The sequence below is a fragment of the Staphylococcus casei genome, from assembly GCF_030294405.1.
GTDB classification, from domain to species: Bacteria; Bacillota; Bacilli; order Staphylococcales; family Staphylococcaceae; genus Staphylococcus; species Staphylococcus succinus.
Genome location: NZ_CP125718.1, coordinates 515,390 through 531,734, shown reverse-complemented (window position 1 = coordinate 531,734; position 16,345 = coordinate 515,390). Strand labels below are relative to the sequence as shown.

The 16,345-nt window shown below is 32.7% G+C and carries 13 protein-coding genes; 1 reads left to right on the top strand and 12 read right to left on the bottom strand.

Features of this window, described 5'->3' with window-relative positions:
• Positions 1-52: 52 nt before the first annotated feature.
• The 11 genes from QMO72_RS02290 to QMO72_RS02240 form a co-directional block, all read right to left on the bottom strand.
• Positions 53-1,267: a helix-turn-helix domain-containing protein gene (locus tag QMO72_RS02290; RefSeq protein ID WP_103266539.1), complete on the bottom strand. Its 1,215-nt coding sequence runs from the start codon at positions 1,265-1,267 to the stop codon at positions 53-55.
• Between the two features lie 157 nt (positions 1,268-1,424).
• Positions 1,425-2,498 (bottom strand): YkvI family membrane protein, encoded by a 1,074-nt coding sequence (locus QMO72_RS02285; RefSeq protein ID WP_069823000.1) that lies wholly within the window; start codon positions 2,496-2,498, stop codon positions 1,425-1,427.
• Positions 2,499-2,925: 427 nt separating this feature from the next.
• Positions 2,926-4,284: a gluconate:H+ symporter gene (locus tag QMO72_RS02280; protein ID WP_069823001.1), complete on the bottom strand. Its 1,359-nt coding sequence runs from the start codon at positions 4,282-4,284 to the stop codon at positions 2,926-2,928.
• Between the two features lie 218 nt (positions 4,285-4,502).
• Positions 4,503-6,050 carry a gluconokinase gene (gene gntK, locus QMO72_RS02275; RefSeq protein WP_103266541.1) on the bottom strand — a complete coding sequence of 516 codons (1,548 nt, stop codon included), beginning with the start codon at positions 6,048-6,050 and terminating at the stop codon, positions 4,503-4,505.
• A gap of 35 nt (positions 6,051-6,085) precedes the next feature.
• On the bottom strand, positions 6,086-6,766 hold the full coding sequence (locus QMO72_RS02270) for a GntR family transcriptional regulator (RefSeq protein ID WP_046835886.1): 681 nt from the start codon (positions 6,764-6,766) through the stop codon (positions 6,086-6,088).
• Positions 6,767-7,263: 497 nt separating this feature from the next.
• Positions 7,264-7,959, bottom strand: coding sequence for a GTP pyrophosphokinase (locus QMO72_RS02265; RefSeq protein WP_103266542.1), 696 nt, complete (start codon positions 7,957-7,959; stop codon positions 7,264-7,266).
• A gap of 195 nt (positions 7,960-8,154) precedes the next feature.
• On the bottom strand, positions 8,155-8,568 hold the full coding sequence (locus tag QMO72_RS02260) for a DUF2188 domain-containing protein (protein ID WP_103266543.1): 414 nt from the start codon (positions 8,566-8,568) through the stop codon (positions 8,155-8,157).
• A 294-nt stretch (positions 8,569-8,862) separates the two neighbouring features.
• The gene (locus tag QMO72_RS02255) at positions 8,863-10,755 is read right to left on the bottom strand and encodes an FUSC family protein (RefSeq protein WP_103266544.1); all 1,893 of its coding nucleotides are present in this window, start codon (positions 10,753-10,755) and stop codon (positions 8,863-8,865) included.
• 321 nt (positions 10,756-11,076) lie between these two features.
• Positions 11,077-11,775, bottom strand: coding sequence for an acetolactate decarboxylase (budA, locus tag QMO72_RS02250; protein WP_103266546.1), 699 nt, complete (start codon positions 11,773-11,775; stop codon positions 11,077-11,079).
• A 175-nt stretch (positions 11,776-11,950) separates the two neighbouring features.
• Positions 11,951-12,235 (bottom strand): putative quinol monooxygenase, encoded by a 285-nt coding sequence (locus QMO72_RS02245; RefSeq protein WP_046835890.1) that lies wholly within the window; start codon positions 12,233-12,235, stop codon positions 11,951-11,953.
• A gap of 64 nt (positions 12,236-12,299) precedes the next feature.
• Positions 12,300-13,577, bottom strand: a complete 1,278-nt coding sequence (locus tag QMO72_RS02240) for a pyruvate MFS transporter (RefSeq protein WP_103266547.1) — start codon at positions 13,575-13,577, stop codon at positions 12,300-12,302.
• Positions 13,578-13,868: 291 nt separating this feature from the next.
• Between QMO72_RS02240 and uptA the strand changes: the two genes are divergently transcribed.
• A complete protein-coding gene (gene uptA / locus QMO72_RS02235; RefSeq protein ID WP_103266549.1) occupies positions 13,869-14,477 on the top strand; it encodes an undecaprenyl phosphate transporter UptA in 609 nt (202 codons plus the stop codon).
• Between the two features lie 213 nt (positions 14,478-14,690).
• Here the strand turns inward: uptA and putP are convergent, their stop codons facing one another.
• The gene (gene putP / locus QMO72_RS02230; RefSeq protein WP_103267522.1) at positions 14,691-16,238 is read right to left on the bottom strand and encodes a sodium/proline symporter PutP; all 1,548 of its coding nucleotides are present in this window, start codon (positions 16,236-16,238) and stop codon (positions 14,691-14,693) included.
• Between the last annotated feature and the right edge of the window lie 107 nt (positions 16,239-16,345).

Below are 16,345 nucleotides of genomic sequence, written 5' to 3'. Positions count from 1 at the left end.
TTAACATAAAATAAAAAAATTACGTTAAGTGATGATTTCAAAGTGACATCTATTAATAAAAAACTTTATGCTCGGTCCGAAATTTTAAAGGTGACTTACCATATTGCTTTTTAAAGCATTGCGAGAAGTAGCTTTGTTCTCTAAATCCTACGTAACAGGCAATTTCAGCAATCGTCATGTTTGTTCTAACCAGAAGATCTCGGCCTTTTTCAATTCGTAATTCTGTAATATATTGAGAAATTGATTTATGTAGTTCTTGATTAAATATTCTAGATAAATAACTTGGAGCAAGTTCAACATGTTCAGCAAGTTGATTTAGTGTGAGCACACTATTTAAATTACGCTCTATATATTGAATTGCCTTACTTAATTTGGGGCTGAAATCATTGGATTTTGCCTTCATTGCCAATTCTGAATAAGCTATAATTGTTGAAGCCATTAATTCATTTAATGTTACTATATCTTTAGCTTGATCAATACGCGAAGCAAAACTTGCAGAAATTTCATCAATTTGTAGAAGACCCACTCCTGCTTTTTCTATAGCTTTTCTACATAATGTATTAATCAAGTATGCTTTATATCGTTCATTCGATAAATCATCTTTGACTCGACTTAGTCCTACCAGAGATAAAGACATCATATGGAACGTTGCCATTGCTTCATCAACGTTTCCATATTCTACTGCTGTAAGGAGTTGATTTTCCAATTTATAACGATATTCAATATCTTCTAATGTATAATCCATTTGAACTTGATTAGATGCAATATTTTCATTCTTTATGTGAAAATGAAAATCAATTTTTACAATGTCATAAATGGTATTTCTTTTCTTCAAAAATTGAACAGCCAAGCGACACATTTTTTGAGCTTTAAGCTTATGACATAAGGGGATTTTTAGTAAGTATTGTTTTAAAATTGAAATTTGACCATAGTCAATATTTAATTCTTTCATAATTTCATAACAGTGGCGCTCATTTGGTCGCTTTTCAATAAAGGGCCCTATGATATAAATTTGTTTATACTTTTTAAACTTGAACATCAAAAAATTCACGCCAAATTGATTCTTATAATGATAAATTTTATTACTATTCATATACTTTAAGAAATGCTTCAACTCGTCTTTGTATTGTTTGCTCGTTGTCTTTGTAAACGGCGTCCTAATGCAATTACCTATGCCTCTAATATTATTACTTTCATAACTTTCTAACTGAATTCCTAATAGTTGAAGTGCATGCATTTGTAAAATCTCCAACGTCTCTTCATTCATAAAAACACCTCCTAATCTTCTAATTTCATTATAGCGAAGATTAACAATTAAGACGTGTCTAAAAAGACAAAATCTATATCACTTTTTAGTACAATCATTACAATAACAAAAAATCATCTCTCCTTATTAAGTTAGATGATTGATTGTTGATACTATATTATAATGTTTTCTTACCAAACTTTAATTTAAATGGTGCATAGAATAACACTAAGATTAAGACTAGACCAAGATAACCAATTAATGGATAAAAAATAGCAACTAAGTCTGTGAATCCAACAAAGCTCAATAACAATCCTATAATCACAGCACTAGTGTAAAATATTTTAAAGCGTACTGTATCTACAACTGTAAAGCGCGTAGCAAACGCATAGAACATCCCTAAACCAGTATTAAAAATCATACCAAAGATAACAATTGCCATTATAATTCCAAGTATCGGAGAAATATGATTTACAATTCCTAACATCGGCATTTCCATATCCCCAACAACATCTATTTGTTTGAAAATAGCTAAGTGACTTAATACAATCATAATGCCTAGCGCAATCCCACCAACTAAACCACCTGTAGCTGCTACCTTGGTATTTTTTTCTGATCCTCCCATAACGATTGCCATAGAAGCACCTACTGCAGTATTAAATGATGCATAATTGATGCCTGCAACAAACCAGTTAGGTAAAGATGACGGTTTCGCATTAGATAAGTCATTCAATTGAGATATCGGCGTATCTGTTGAAAGAAAACTATAAAAAGAAATAATCAGAATAAATATAATTAGAAAAGGTGTTATATTTCCAATCACTTTGACTACGCCTTCAACTTTTAACATGCCTGCCAAAATAATGAGTACTGTCATTAAGAGTGTTCCAATAATAGGTGGTAACCCGAACTGTTGATTTAAGTTCGACCCTGCGCCTGCAATCATTACAACGCCTACACCAAAAAGCGTAAAAATAATAACTAAATCAATAATCCATCCAAGCAATTTTCCAAACGTAGAAACGCCTGTAATTTGGTGTATAACTTCTTTATGGGAATCTGTTTTTGATTTACTCCCCAACCAGACGAGCATCATACCTACATAAGCAAATAACGCCGTTGTTATAATTGCACCTATCGTTCCCATTAATCCAAAACTCGTAAAGTACTGTAAAACTTCTTGCCCTGAAGCAAACCCCGCACCCACGATAACCCCGATAAAAGCACTTGCGATTAATAAAATCCTTTTCATTATTCAATCCCCTTTGCTGTAGCTATTTCATATAAATTTTTCAACAAGTATAGTCCAATCTTAACTTTACATACTGTTTATCATTTATATTTTTAAACTGTATCTAAATAAAATGAAAATTTAACAACTACTTCATTTTATCATTTTATAGTTAAATCGTATCGTATTTATTTATGCTTGCACCGTTTAATCTTCTAAATATATATAGGTTATCACATCATAATGTTTAATTTCTTTATACTTTAAATGCATCAAATCAATCATCAGTAATATATTGGATAATAAAAGACTAATGTACTGCAAAAATAAAAATAAGTTGATATACATGATGAATATGCAAAAAAATGGCAATAAGTCATATGACTTATTGCCATTCTAATAAAAGTTGAAATAAAAACTGTTAGTTCATATTGTCAATGCGCTCAGTTTACACAAATATACTTAATATTAATATAAATACTAAACCAGATACTGAAATAATAGTTTCTAATAGTGACCATGTAAGGAACGTTTCTTTTACCGTTAGTCCAAAATACTCTTTGAACATCCAGAAACCAGCATCATTTACATGAGATAAAATAACACTACCTGCACCGATTGCAAGTACTACCAATGAAACGTTCACATCTGAAGCTTGAAGTAATGGTAATACAATACCCGTTGATGATATCGCCGCTACTGTTGATGATCCTAAGGCTATGCGTAGTACTGCAGCTACAATCCAAGCTAATAGTATCGGAGACATTTCTGTACCTTCAAACATCTTAGCAATCGTGTCTCCTACGCCACCATCAATTAATACTTGTTTAAAAGTACCACCACCACCGATAATTAAAATCATCATACCAATCGGATAAATTGCATTTGATACAGAATCCATAATATCTGCATTTTTGCGACCTTGTTTAATTCCCATTGTAAAGATAGCTAGTAATACAGCGATAAGCATTGCTGTACCTGCAGTACCAATAAAGTAAACAACTGATTCGAAGCCATTTTTAGCTTCTTCATGACCAGTGATTAATTGTACAATTGTTGATAACAGCATTAAAATAACTGGTGAAATTGCTGTTATTAAACTAATTCCAAATCCTGGCATTTCTTCTTCAGAGAACTCTCTTTGTGCACCTAAGGCTGAAATATCGCCTTGACGATTGTAAGCCGTTGGTGCAATTTTTTGTGCTATTTTATTGAAAATTGGCCCAGCTATAATCGTCACTGGAATTGCGATAATAATGCCGTATAGTAATACATGACCAAGGTTTGCTTGTAATTCTTTTGCAATAACTACTGGCCCTGGATGTGGAGGCAGAAATCCGTGAGTTACCGACAATGCTACGACCATCGGTAAGCCTAATTTCAATTGTGATACATTTGCACGTTTAGCAATCGTAAATACTAAAGGTATCAACAATACTAAACCAACTTCAAAGAATAAAGCTATACCGACAATAAATGCCGCAATAAGCATTGCCCATTGTACATGTTTGTGTCCAAACTTTTTAATAAGCGTATCAGCTATTCGCGTTGCACCACCGCCATCTGCAAGTAATTTACCGAGAATAGCGCCTAAACCAAATATTAATGCAATATGTCCAAGCGTACTTCCCATACCTTCTTCAATTGTGTCAATAATTTTATCTAAAGGCATACCGAGTAATATTGCTGTTACGATTGATGTGATAATTAAAGAAATAAAAGTATTTAATTTCAAGAAAATAATAAGTGATAATAGTACAATGATTCCGATTACGACCGTAATTAATGGCCAAATTGTTTCAAACATAATTGTTCTCCCCTTCCAAATTCAAGATAGAAGATACTTCTAAATTGAAGATACTCCACACTTGATAACGCTTTCTTTAATGATTAAAAAATTTTTATATGTTAATTACAACTAAAAGCACACAGTAGGTTCCAAAGACAGCAACATGTATTAGCGTTCCCTTACACCACGTTGCATGTCTTTTAGATTTAATCCCACACCTACATTGAATTAGCTTATTATTTTGTATCACTCATGTGTTCTCGTTGGAAAGCCGCTATTTCTGTATAACGCTCTTCCAATGAACGACTTAAATTAATGAAGATTGAAATCAATTGTTGATACATTTGAACATTATCTTGATTCGGTTTGTGTTCATTTGTTGTACCAACCATGTCTTCAATGATTGAGAAGTCTTCGATTTCACCAAGTGCTTTCATTCCTAATACACAAGCACCCAAACATGAGCTCTCATAACTTTCAGGTACAATTAAGTTTGTATCGAAAATATCTGCCATCATTTGACGCCATACTTCACTTTTAGCAAAACCACCTGTCGCCTTAATCGTGGACGGTGTTTCATTCATTACCTCAACAAGTGCTAAATAAACCGTGTAAAGATTATAAAGCACACCTTCTAAAGCTGCTCGAATCATATGCTCTTTTTTATGAGTTAACGTTAAACCAAAGAATGATCCTCGTGCATCTGCATTCCATAATGGGGCACGCTCACCAGCAAGATATGGATGGAATATCAACCCTTCAGCACCAGGTTTCACATTATTTGCAATTCTAGTTAACACATCGTATGGATCTACACCAAGACGTTTAGCTGTTTCAACTTCACTCGCTAATAATTCATCACGTAGCCATCTTAATACCACGCCACCATTATTTACTGGGCCACCAATAACATAATGATCTTCTGTTAATACATAACAGAAAATACGTCCTTTATAATCTGTACGCGGTTTATCAATCACTGTTCTAATTGCTCCCGAAGTACCAATAGTTACAGCAACTTCTCCTTTTTTAAATGCATTCACACCTAAATTAGAAAGCACACCATCACTTGCGCCAACGACTATTGGTGTATTTTCATCTATGCACATTAATGATGCATAGCGTCGTTTCATGCCTTTTAAAATATGGGTAGTAGGAACGACCTCAGGAAGTTGCGACTCACTAATACCTAGTAATGCTAATGCCTCTTTATCCCAAGAAAGTGATTCGAGGTTAAACATACCTGTCGCTGATGCCATGGATTGATCTATAACAAATTGCTCAAATAGTTGATAAAAAATATACGTTTTAATATCAGCAAACGTTGCTGTCTGATTGTATATTTCTTGTTGTTCATGTTTCATCCAGAATATTTTAGACAATGGGGACATTGGATGAATAGGTGTACCCGTTCTCTTGTATATTTCAATACCATCATGCTCGTTTTTAATTTTATCTGCATATTGACTTGCGCGATTATCCGCCCAAGTTAAATTCTCAGTAAGTCGTTGATTGCTTGCATCCATTGCTATCAAACTGTGCATTTGAGCACTAAAGGAAATTAATTTAAGGTCTTCCTTAGCAATATTTGCTTCTCTCATAACATATTTAATTGTCATCAATACTGCATCAAATAATTCATCTGGATTCTCTTCTGAGACTTCCACGTTAGGTGTATGCAATGGATAACCAATATTGTGTTTCATTATAAATTGTCCTTTTTCATCATACAGTACGGACTTGGTACTTGTTGTGCCTATATCTACACCTATCATGTATTTCATGATTCTTCCTCCTAATACTTTTCCAGTTTAAACTGCTAATTTAACCAGAAACTATCAATATCTTCGCCGACATCATCGAAGTTCAAATGGAATGCTTCTCTGAGTTTTTCAGCGTCTTGTCTAGCTATGGCTTCTATAAATACCTCGTGATTGTGATGAATACGTTCAAAATCTTCAGGATTTTCATTCATACGCTTACGCATTGAAAGTAGAATAAGCGCTTCCATTACAGGCTTTAAATTATTCCAATATGTCTTTAAATATTGGTGTTTAGAAGCCAGTATAGTCACTTCATGAAATTTCATATCGTGTTCAGTGAAAGCTTCTGCATCTTGGAATTGAACGGCAACTTTCATCATTTCTAGTTGTTTGCGTAACTCTTTTACAATCTGGTCATGATTTTTCGCCTTAATTCTACTAAAAGCAAAAGACTCTAACATAATTCTTAAATCATAAAGCTCTTTTTTTTCATTATCATCAAACGGTAATACTTCTGCACCCATACGTTCTAAATGAATTAACTGGTCTTGTTTTAATAATTTAAAAGCATCTCTAACTGGAGAACGACTCACATTAAATTCTTTAGCAATTTGATTTTCTGTCAATAATGTATCTGGTTTAATAGAACCATCAACGATCCTTAATCGAATCTCAGCCGCTATCATTTCACCCTTAGATACGCCATCTAACCATTGTTCGGGATATTCATACTTCACTATGACATCTCCTATTCATTATTGCAATATACTTGTATACAAGTATGGTAATACACAACTTCCATAATTGCAAGCGCTTGCAACAATTATTTCATTATTCTTTTTTATAAAAATACCGACACATTCAGTATTGAACCAAATTTGTCGGTAGTAAAATTATTTTTATAAATCATCTTTTATCGCTTATGTACTTTTATATCAATCATTGACAAGATGATAATCAATTAGTATCCGCTTAGTATCTTTAAAAAAACATATATACATTTTATGTATTAAAATTTTTTTGAATTTTTCATACTATTGTCATCGAATAAACCCTACCTTGTCCTTGTCTTAGACATTTGAACATTTAATAGTCCTTTTCCCACAGTTATATTACATCACGCTTAAGCATTTACTAAAATACAAACATCCAAACAAATTGAAACACATTGTCACTCATAACGAATTTTCAGTACGCGTTAATTCAAGTCACAATGCGTTTCAACTTTGCTTATTTAATTATCGAACACTTCTGCGCGTATATTCTGCATTTTACTTTCAACTGTAGAAATTTCTCCAGCACATGTTTTTAGTGCTGATCTGTAACTTTCAGTATCGGCATTATTTTTATAACGTATTTTATGCTCTAAACTTGCCCACATATCCATGCCTATAGTTCTAATTTGAATTTCTACCGGCACTGTTTCAACTGAATTTGCTAAAAATACAGGGACAGAAACAACAATATGCAAACTTCGATAACCATTATCTTTAGGATTTTTAATATAATCCTTACGTTTCAGTAATTTTACATCCTCTTGTTTAAGTAATAATGATTCAATCACGTAAATATCATCGATATAATTGCAAACTACTCTGATACCTGCAATATCTAAGATATGCGCTTTAGCTGCATCAGTACTAATATCATAACCTTTGCGATTTAGTTTATTAATTAAACTTCTCATTGCTTTAACACGACGTTCCATATGATGAATTGGATTATGCTTGTACATTTGTTGGAAATTATCATCTAATATATCTAATTTAGTACTTATTTCTTTTAGTGCTGAAGAATATAATTGCTCTAGTGCAACAAATCCAATCAACATATCAAATGCTGATTCATCACTACTAAATTGACCTATACTTTCTTTTAGTTCTGCCTTCAAATCTTCTATATTTAATGAAGGCTTTCTCTCTACGTACATATATTGGACCTCCAAAGTGTTTACTCATTGAAAAACATTTTATCTAATGTAATTTTATATTTCAAATCATAAGAAAACGTCCGTCGTTACTATTTATAAAACGTTTCACGTAATATTAACATCAAATATCGCATATATTTTCATAAATTATGACAAAAACCTCCACCTATCATTTTAAGATGAAAATATAATGCCCTATTCGTCCTTTTTATGCTCAATAATTTCTGTTTTTCTATTATCCGCTATATTTCGAGCACGTTTCATCGCATCTGCTTTCTTCTCAAAGCTATCAGCTGCTTGCTTAGCGCTATCAGATTTGATTTTCCATACGTCATCTTCAAAATAGACATGTACATCTTTATTATTCAATTGTGGATTAGATGAATCATCCGCGTCATGCTTAGTTATTTTTTTATTTTTTAAAGCTTCCAAATCTTTTTTAGAGGCATCTTTATACCAAGATTCAGCTTGTTTAGTAGCTATAGGAATCGCCTGATCCTCTTTATAGCCATCTTTCAGCATTGCATTGCCAATATCAATTGCTTTTTTACGCTCTAACTTATCCATGTTTTTCCAACTTTGAGGAAAGTCATCCATTGTCCAAGGCATCACAAAAAACCTCCTATATTCATTCTCTTTATATAGTGTTTACCTCTTATAAATTAAAATAAACAGTGCGTAAAATTGCATATATCTATATATTTTTAATGTTTCGTAGCTATATTTCTGTTTAAATAGTTATTTTTAATAGACATCGCTCATACTTCCGTCACACAAACCGCAGACTACTCGTATAATCAGCCATTTATACAAACTCATGTTTATCGCAATAAAAATAAGCCAAACCACGAGGCAATAATCGTGAATTGGCTTATTCTGTTAAAACTGTGATAGTGAAGCATTTTATCTAGCATTCATACAATTACTTTGAATATTCGTTAATGATGTTCGTATATTAATATATTGTGGTAATTCTGGTAAATCTTGAATTTGGATATTTGTGCCTCTTTCAAAATGTTTCGCTATATTTTCAAAAACAAGTAAATATTGTCCCATTTTCTCGTCATTAATATGATATCTTTGTTCATTATTCAATGCCCTATTGAACATAAAGCTCAACTCTTCTAATGCGTAAATACTTGGATAATAATATTGAATCTCACTTTTATTACTAAAAAGTTCGCCATTCGCATTATTATATATTTGTATCATATTATTGAGTTTAACGCTAAGGTTGAGTAATTCACGTTTATCTTGTTTTATAGATGAGTATTTATTACTTGAGAATAGATAATGGAACAACACTGCTTCATTTCTAGCAACCTCAGCAAGCGAACCCGGTAACATCGATGATGCTGTTTTTCGTCCAATAAAGAGTAAACAAACAACTGCAATCACAATACCTACTATCACATCAGTAATTCGTGGTAAAGCGATGACAATAGATAAATGATTAGACGCTAAACCATTTAACAAAATAACTTGAATCGTGATAAAAATAACCGCAAAAGAATAATTAGCCCCTACAAACATCTCTGTTATTGCCGCTGACGCAGCTAACAAAATAATAGCAACCAGTATTGGCGGCGTTGTTAACAATATTAATGATAGCACGAGCACACCTATGATTGTTCCTATACATCTTGCCCCTGCTCGTTCAAAGCTATGCAAAGTGGTGGCACCTACCAACACCGTATGTGTACTTAAAGGAATCCAATATGCTTTATCAAAATCAAACATTAATGCAATAAAAATTGAAATTCCCATAATAATTGCATACTTCAAAATATTTCTAAAGACAAAGGAATCCAAAGTTAGGTTAGATAACATACGATGTCCGTATACTGGCATGCGGACATTCACCTCATGTTCTACACGTTCATTATCAGCATTTATAATAGCGTCAACTTTAAATATAATATCAACTAAATTTTGATACTGAGAATCAATTTCTACTTTTTGAGTCCATTGCGTCTTAATATTACCTTCTGAAAATACCAGTTTAATGACAAAATCTGCCATCTGTTTAATTTCTTTCGGTAAAGGCCGTATTTGTTTCTCATTCAACTCTAATAATTCTGAATGGATACCCTGAGCTGTATTATGTAACAACAATAAGCGTTGAAATTCAGGAGAAGCTTTCGATTTAAACGTGCTAGAAGTGATTAGTTGATTATCCGAGTTTCTAAATGCACTCACTGCAAATTGTGAAGCTTTTGCAAATGCTTTAGGATCGTCAAAATTATATATCAACTGTTTAATGATATTATAATCATTTTTAACAGCTTTCATTTCTGCAGATTCTTTAGAAAATAGTATAACTATAATAACCATTAATGTGGCTAGTAATCCTCCTGCAAACATGGCCATCCCTCTATACAAAGCATCCTCTGGAGCGAAAGGTAAATTTGTAGGCAAACTAAATGCCACGATAAAAAAGATTGATGATGGACCTACAATATTTAGAGAACTGAATATGTAATGCGGAATAATTGTAATAACCAGTAATAAAATACCAAATAATATAGGTTGATTTACAGTGAGCGATCCTAACATCATCGCTATCGATAAGCCTACCGTTGAAAAGAAAACAACACGAAGTTTAGATTGCGCTGGTCCACCAAATACATATATATGAGCTAATGTACCAGTGGCAATTAATAATCCTGTAGAAAAATGATTGGTTAAGTAACCAATAATGAGTGGAATAAGCATTAATATACCTTGCCTGAAACCTTTAGCAACCTCTATTTTCATCGTATTAAAATGTATCAGTGATTTTAAATATTTAATCAAAGTTAGAATGCATCTCCTTTATTAATTTATCTTTTACTTTCTATTTTTTAAATATACTATAGAAAAAATTGCATACAAAAATACGTTATTTAGCAATAACGTATTTTGGCATAAACATATGTCATTTAATTACTGAAGTGCTATATCATTTATTAGCTCATACATTACAATATTAAAATGATACACATGTTCAAAATCCAAACAATACTCTACTATTTTAACACTAATTTTTTAATCATCTACATCCTTTATATAAATTTTATAATTGCCATGCTCTTATACTAATATGTTCTCTGTCATACTAGCGCTTTATCCAAATAGTTATTCTGCTTCTTTTATGTCTTCATTCACAGTTGAATAATCAATGTCTGATTCTAAAAATGCTTTGTCATTAGTAGGAAAATGCTGCTCTAATGTCTCAATATTACTCAATTCTACCAATCCTTTGTTAACTTCAAAGTTTAATACATGACCCCCTAATGTTCTAGCTTCATCGATAAAATGTAAATGAAATCCACTTGCAGCTATGCCATGGAACGGTTGTGGTGTATAGAATCCTACAATGCTTCCCTTCACGTGTTCATATTGAAATTCAGGTTGTCTTTTAGCTGACTCTATAAGTTTTGTATAGGGTTTCTCTTGTTTTGGCATCATTCTAACGTGCATAAACTCAAATTCACCTGTAATTTTAACCGCTATAAATATATTGTTACTTCCAGCTTTACACTGAACTTCATTTAAAACAGCTTCTGAATCTGTAATATGACGTATTTCAAAATGATTATTAGGTTGAAATGGTGTCACTGTAGCATAAGGCGTCATTTCATGACCATCTAATTGTTTAAAATCGCCAAATTCATTGGCATGATAAGCCACGCCATCTAATATAATGACTTCACCATCTGAACCTGTTAACGTCCCAATACCTAGGTTGCCATGCTCTAATACTTCATTAATTGATGCAGTACCATCTAATAAACCAGCCATTAATAAGCCTAGTGTGCCGTGTTGATATAACATAATTATTTCTCCCCTCATCAAAATATATTTCGCTTTATATTGATTGATTAATATGGCTATAGACGTTTAAAATCATACGCTTCTATATTGATTATTATTTCTCACTTTCTAAAAAAAACCTAAACTTACACCATATTAGGTAAGTTTAGGTTTATCTCATATTATTCCACAAATTTTATTTGCTTTGAGAAACAGTTATAGCAGGTTTTTCAGTAAGGTATTGGCTTACCTCTTTGAAAAATTGTTGGAAATGCTCAGAATTATTATGAGCTTCTACCGCTTCTTCATCTTTATATTGCTCGATAAATGCAAATGTATTTGGTTCGTCAGTTTGTTCAAATTGTTTATAAAATAATGAACCTTCTTCTTTACTAGCACCTTCAACTAAAGGTTTCACTAATTCTAAATAATCTTCACGCTTTGATGGATCTACTTTCATTATTGCATTAATTGTAATCATATATTTCTCCTCCTAAGTATAACAATTATACTTAATAATAACCAAAAAACAAATAATGTAAACTTTATAGATCTTCTTTTTCAATTAAGAGCGGTTTATCAGGTTGTACAAAGAACCACATAATGATCGCAAATATAACTGGTATAATGACAAGCTCTAATGTGACAGTCCAGCCAACGATATCTACCATCATACCTGCTAATAATGGACTTAATAACGCACCAATATTGCCCCATAAGTTCATCCAACCAGAAACTGAACCAGAGAAATTACGCCCTAAATCAGTTGCTGCTGCCCAACTCATTCCTGTTGCAATTCCAATACCACCTAAACATAGCGATAACCAGAAAACATTAACTACAAGACTATCTGTTTGTATAGACATAAAGAGTGAAATACAAAAGACTAAAAACCCAATAATTGCTATAGAAGCACGTGCAACAAAGCGAGATTTTCCACTTTGTAAAAGTTTATCTGAAATCGCCCCACCAAGAAGTATCAAAATAAACATCGCTATCCATGGCGCTCCAGCTGCCCAAGCCATATCAGGATCACTTAATTTAACATGATATTGTTCTGTTAGGTACGTTGGTAACCAAATTAAAAATAATGAAACAACAAATTGCACTACAAAATATTGTGCTGCAAGTGCATAAAAACTGAATCTTTTTAAAAATAAATTCCAAGGTGCAGTTGCTTTCTCAGTTTTAATAACATCACGATTTTCCAATATATATTGTCTTTCAGCTTCATTAACCATTTTATGTTGCTCTGGTAAATCTTTAGAAATAATAACCCATAATACTGAAATCAATAACCCGATAATACCAAAGATATAAAACACTGCTTGCCAGCCAAACATATTCACGATAGCGATTGTAACCACCGGTGCAATAACCGGTCCAAAATATGAACCTGCTAATAAAACACTAGATGCACGTCCCTTTTCCCCTTTTGCAAACCAAAATGAATTGAATACTGCGTTCGAAGGATACATTGGTGCTTCCCCTATACCAAATAGGAAACGTACTGCATATAACAGACCGTGGTTTTTCACAACGCCTGTCAAAATCGTAAATGCACTCCACCATACAAGTGCAATGGTAAGCATTTTTTTAGATCCAAATTTTTCTGCTAAAAATCCTGAAGGAACTTGCATTAACGCATATCCTAATGAGAAAAATGATGCTAACAAACCGAACTGTGTCTTAGTTAAATGTAAATCTTCCATCATTGGTCCAGCAATAATGGATATATTAGAACGATCCATATAAGCAATAACCCCAATAATGAAAAATGCAATCGCAAAATACCATCTGACATTTGATCTTTTTTGTTCCATATTCTCTCCACACTTTCTCCCTTAAAGTTACTAGTCATCATATGACCTATTGTGTTTCCTAGATATTACCACATCATGTAATCGCTTACAATGTTTTTTTTACATATTACTCTTATAAAAGGAATAGATTTAAACTTATCTAAAAAAATAAATCTTATATTTTTAGAATGGATTCATACTAAAGTAGTAGTAACTTTTTCTGCATAATTCTCTAAATTGGACTATAATGAATGCAAATGCTTAAAAAGCAATAATAATACGTTCATTTTCAAAGGAGCTCATTTCATAATTATGGAACAAATACTTACTAATTTTATCAGCACATGGGGTTATGCAGCCATTGCGATATTAATATTATTAGAAAATATACTACCTTTTATACCCTCTGAAATTATATTAACCTTTGCTGGCTTAATGTCTGTTAAATCTGACTTATCCCTCGGTATGCTGTTTATCATTTCTACATTCTCTTCTCTTATAGGGTTAATTGTACTCTACTATATCAGTAGGCTCGTTTCAGAAACCCGCTTATACCGTTTTGTAGATAAATATGGAAAATGGATTAAGCTCAGAGGCAAAGACGTAGAACGCGCGAACGACTGGTTTAAACATTATGGTCCAATCGCAGTATTTATATGTCGATTTATCCCTGTATTACGTGTACTTATTACTATTCCTGCTGGGATCAATAGAATGAACATTTTTATTTTTGTCATATTATCGTTAATCGGTACGACGATTTGGAATTTCGCTTTAATTTATTTAGGTAGTGTGCTAAGTGGCAGTTGGGATGTATTAATGAACGGACTACATACATACGCTTATATTATGTATGCCATTATTTTTTTAGCCATCATTTATATTTTTTATTATTTATTCAAAAAAAATCGCGCACAATAATTTTATGCTATATACGAAGGGCTACATATACGTAGTCCTTTTTTGATGTAAAAAAGACTAACTCCCCCTTTGAAGTTAGTCTTTCACGTTCTCTATATTTCTCCCTTTTTTCATCTAGACGATTATATTAAGTAATATAAATCAAAGAAGTGCTAAGTCTAGTACTTTATTTAATTAACAATCATAATTTAACCCCTAAATAAATTATAATTGTTAGTTCTTAATGTCACCTTTAACAAGTTGACGTACTTCCTCTAAATCCGCTTCAACATCAATTTGAGGCTTCTTAGTAAACTTACTGATAACAACTGTTACTATCAAACTCGTTAAGAATCCAGGTATAATTTCATATAAATTAAAGAAATCATTTACTTCGCCTAGTGGTTTAACATATATAATCCATAATACAACTACGATTGCACCAGATAACATACCACTTACTGCACCAGTTCGACTTAAACCTTTCCAGTATAATGACAATAGTACAAGTGGTCCAAATGCTGCACCAAAACCTGCCCAAGCATTACCTACAAGATTTAAAATTGTATCGTTTGGAGACCAAGCAATGATAATTGAAATGATGGCTACAACGATAACAGATAAACGTCCAACAAGTACAAATTCTTTTTCATGCGCCTTAGCTGCTGCTTCACCGCGGAACAGTTTGTAGAAATCTTCAGTCAAAGAACTTGATGTTACTAATAGTTGTGAAGAAATCGTACTCATAATTGCAGCTAAAATTGCAGCTAATAAGAATCCACCAACTAAAGGATGAAATAATATTTGTCCCATTAAAATAAATAATGTTTCTGGATCTTCTAGTGTTACACCGCCTTCATTGACAAATGTAATTCCTACTAATCCAACGCCTACTGCACCTAATAAGCTAATCGCCATCCAACCTATCCCAAAACGTCTGGCTGTTTTAAGTTGTTTAACTGACTTAATAGACATAAAACGAACAATAATATGCGGTTGCCCAAAATAACCTAGACCCCAAGCAAAGAATGAAATAATACCTATCGCTGTAGTACCTCTAAATAAATCTAGGTTTGTAGGTTTTAACGCTGCTGCTTGTGATAATGTATCAAGACCACTCAATTGCATCATTGCAACTATCGGTACCATTACCATGGCAATTAACATGATTACCCCTTGAAAAAAATCTGTTAAAGACACGGCTAAATAGCCACCGAAAAATGTATATGCAATAACGATTGCAGCTACTAAAACTAATCCAAAATGATAGTTTAATCCAAATGCACTATCGAATAACTTACCTCCAGATACCATTCCCGAGTGAGTATAAAGCGTAAAAAACACTACTATAATTGCACCGGAAATGATCTTAATCACATTTGATTGATCATCTAAACGATTCTTAAAAAAATCTGGCAATGTAATTGCATCTCCAGCCTTCTCTGTATATACACGAAGACGTGGTGCTACGACGATATAGTTTATGTATGCGCCAATTGTTAGACCAATTGCTAGCCATGCTGCTGATAAACCAGTTGTATACACTTCGCCTGGTAATCCCATTACCATCCATCCGCTCATGTCAGATGCACCTGCAGATAATGCTGTTACATATGGACCAATATTTCTACCACCTAACATATACTCGCTTAAATTCCCTGTTGATTGCTTATATCCGTAATACCCAATAACCAATAACACTAGGAAGTAAGCACTAAGCATAATATATGTCTGCCAATTTGGATTAACTTGGCTCGACAATGTTGCCCCCAATGTAAACATGAAATAACTCCCCTATAAATAATTTTGTTACATGCATTCATTATACAAAAGTATAGAGATTTTTAAAGGGCTTTTTATAAATTAATTCTATATTCAATTACGACAAA

Bases quoted from the DNA above. Each gene is read 5' to 3' on its own strand.
- QMO72_RS02290 (WP_103266539.1), bottom strand. From the start codon at position 1,267: ATGAATGAAGAGACGTTGGAGATTTTACAAATGCATGCACTTCAACTA.
- QMO72_RS02285 (WP_069823000.1), bottom strand. From the start codon at position 2,498: ATGAAAAGGATTTTATTAATCGCAAGTGCTTTTATCGGGGTTATCGTG.
- QMO72_RS02280 (WP_069823001.1), bottom strand. From the start codon at position 4,284: ATGTTTGAAACAATTTGGCCATTAATTACGGTCGTAATCGGAATCATT.
- gntK (WP_103266541.1), bottom strand. From the start codon at position 6,050: ATGAAATACATGATAGGTGTAGATATAGGCACAACAAGTACCAAGTCC.
- QMO72_RS02265 (WP_103266542.1), bottom strand. From the start codon at position 7,959: ATGTACGTAGAGAGAAAGCCTTCATTAAATATAGAAGATTTGAAGGCA.
- QMO72_RS02260 (WP_103266543.1), bottom strand. From the start codon at position 8,568: ATGCCTTGGACAATGGATGACTTTCCTCAAAGTTGGAAAAACATGGAT.
- budA (WP_103266546.1), bottom strand. From the start codon at position 11,775: ATGTTATATCAACACGGCACACTAGGCTTATTAATGGCTGGTTTATTA.
- QMO72_RS02245 (WP_046835890.1), bottom strand. From the start codon at position 12,235: ATGATTACAATTAATGCAATAATGAAAGTAGATCCATCAAAGCGTGAA.
- QMO72_RS02240 (WP_103266547.1), bottom strand. From the start codon at position 13,577: ATGGAACAAAAAAGATCAAATGTCAGATGGTATTTTGCGATTGCATTT.
- uptA (WP_103266549.1), top strand. From the start codon at position 13,869: ATGGAACAAATACTTACTAATTTTATCAGCACATGGGGTTATGCAGCC.
- putP (WP_103267522.1), bottom strand. From the start codon at position 16,238: ATGTTTACATTGGGGGCAACATTGTCGAGCCAAGTTAATCCAAATTGG.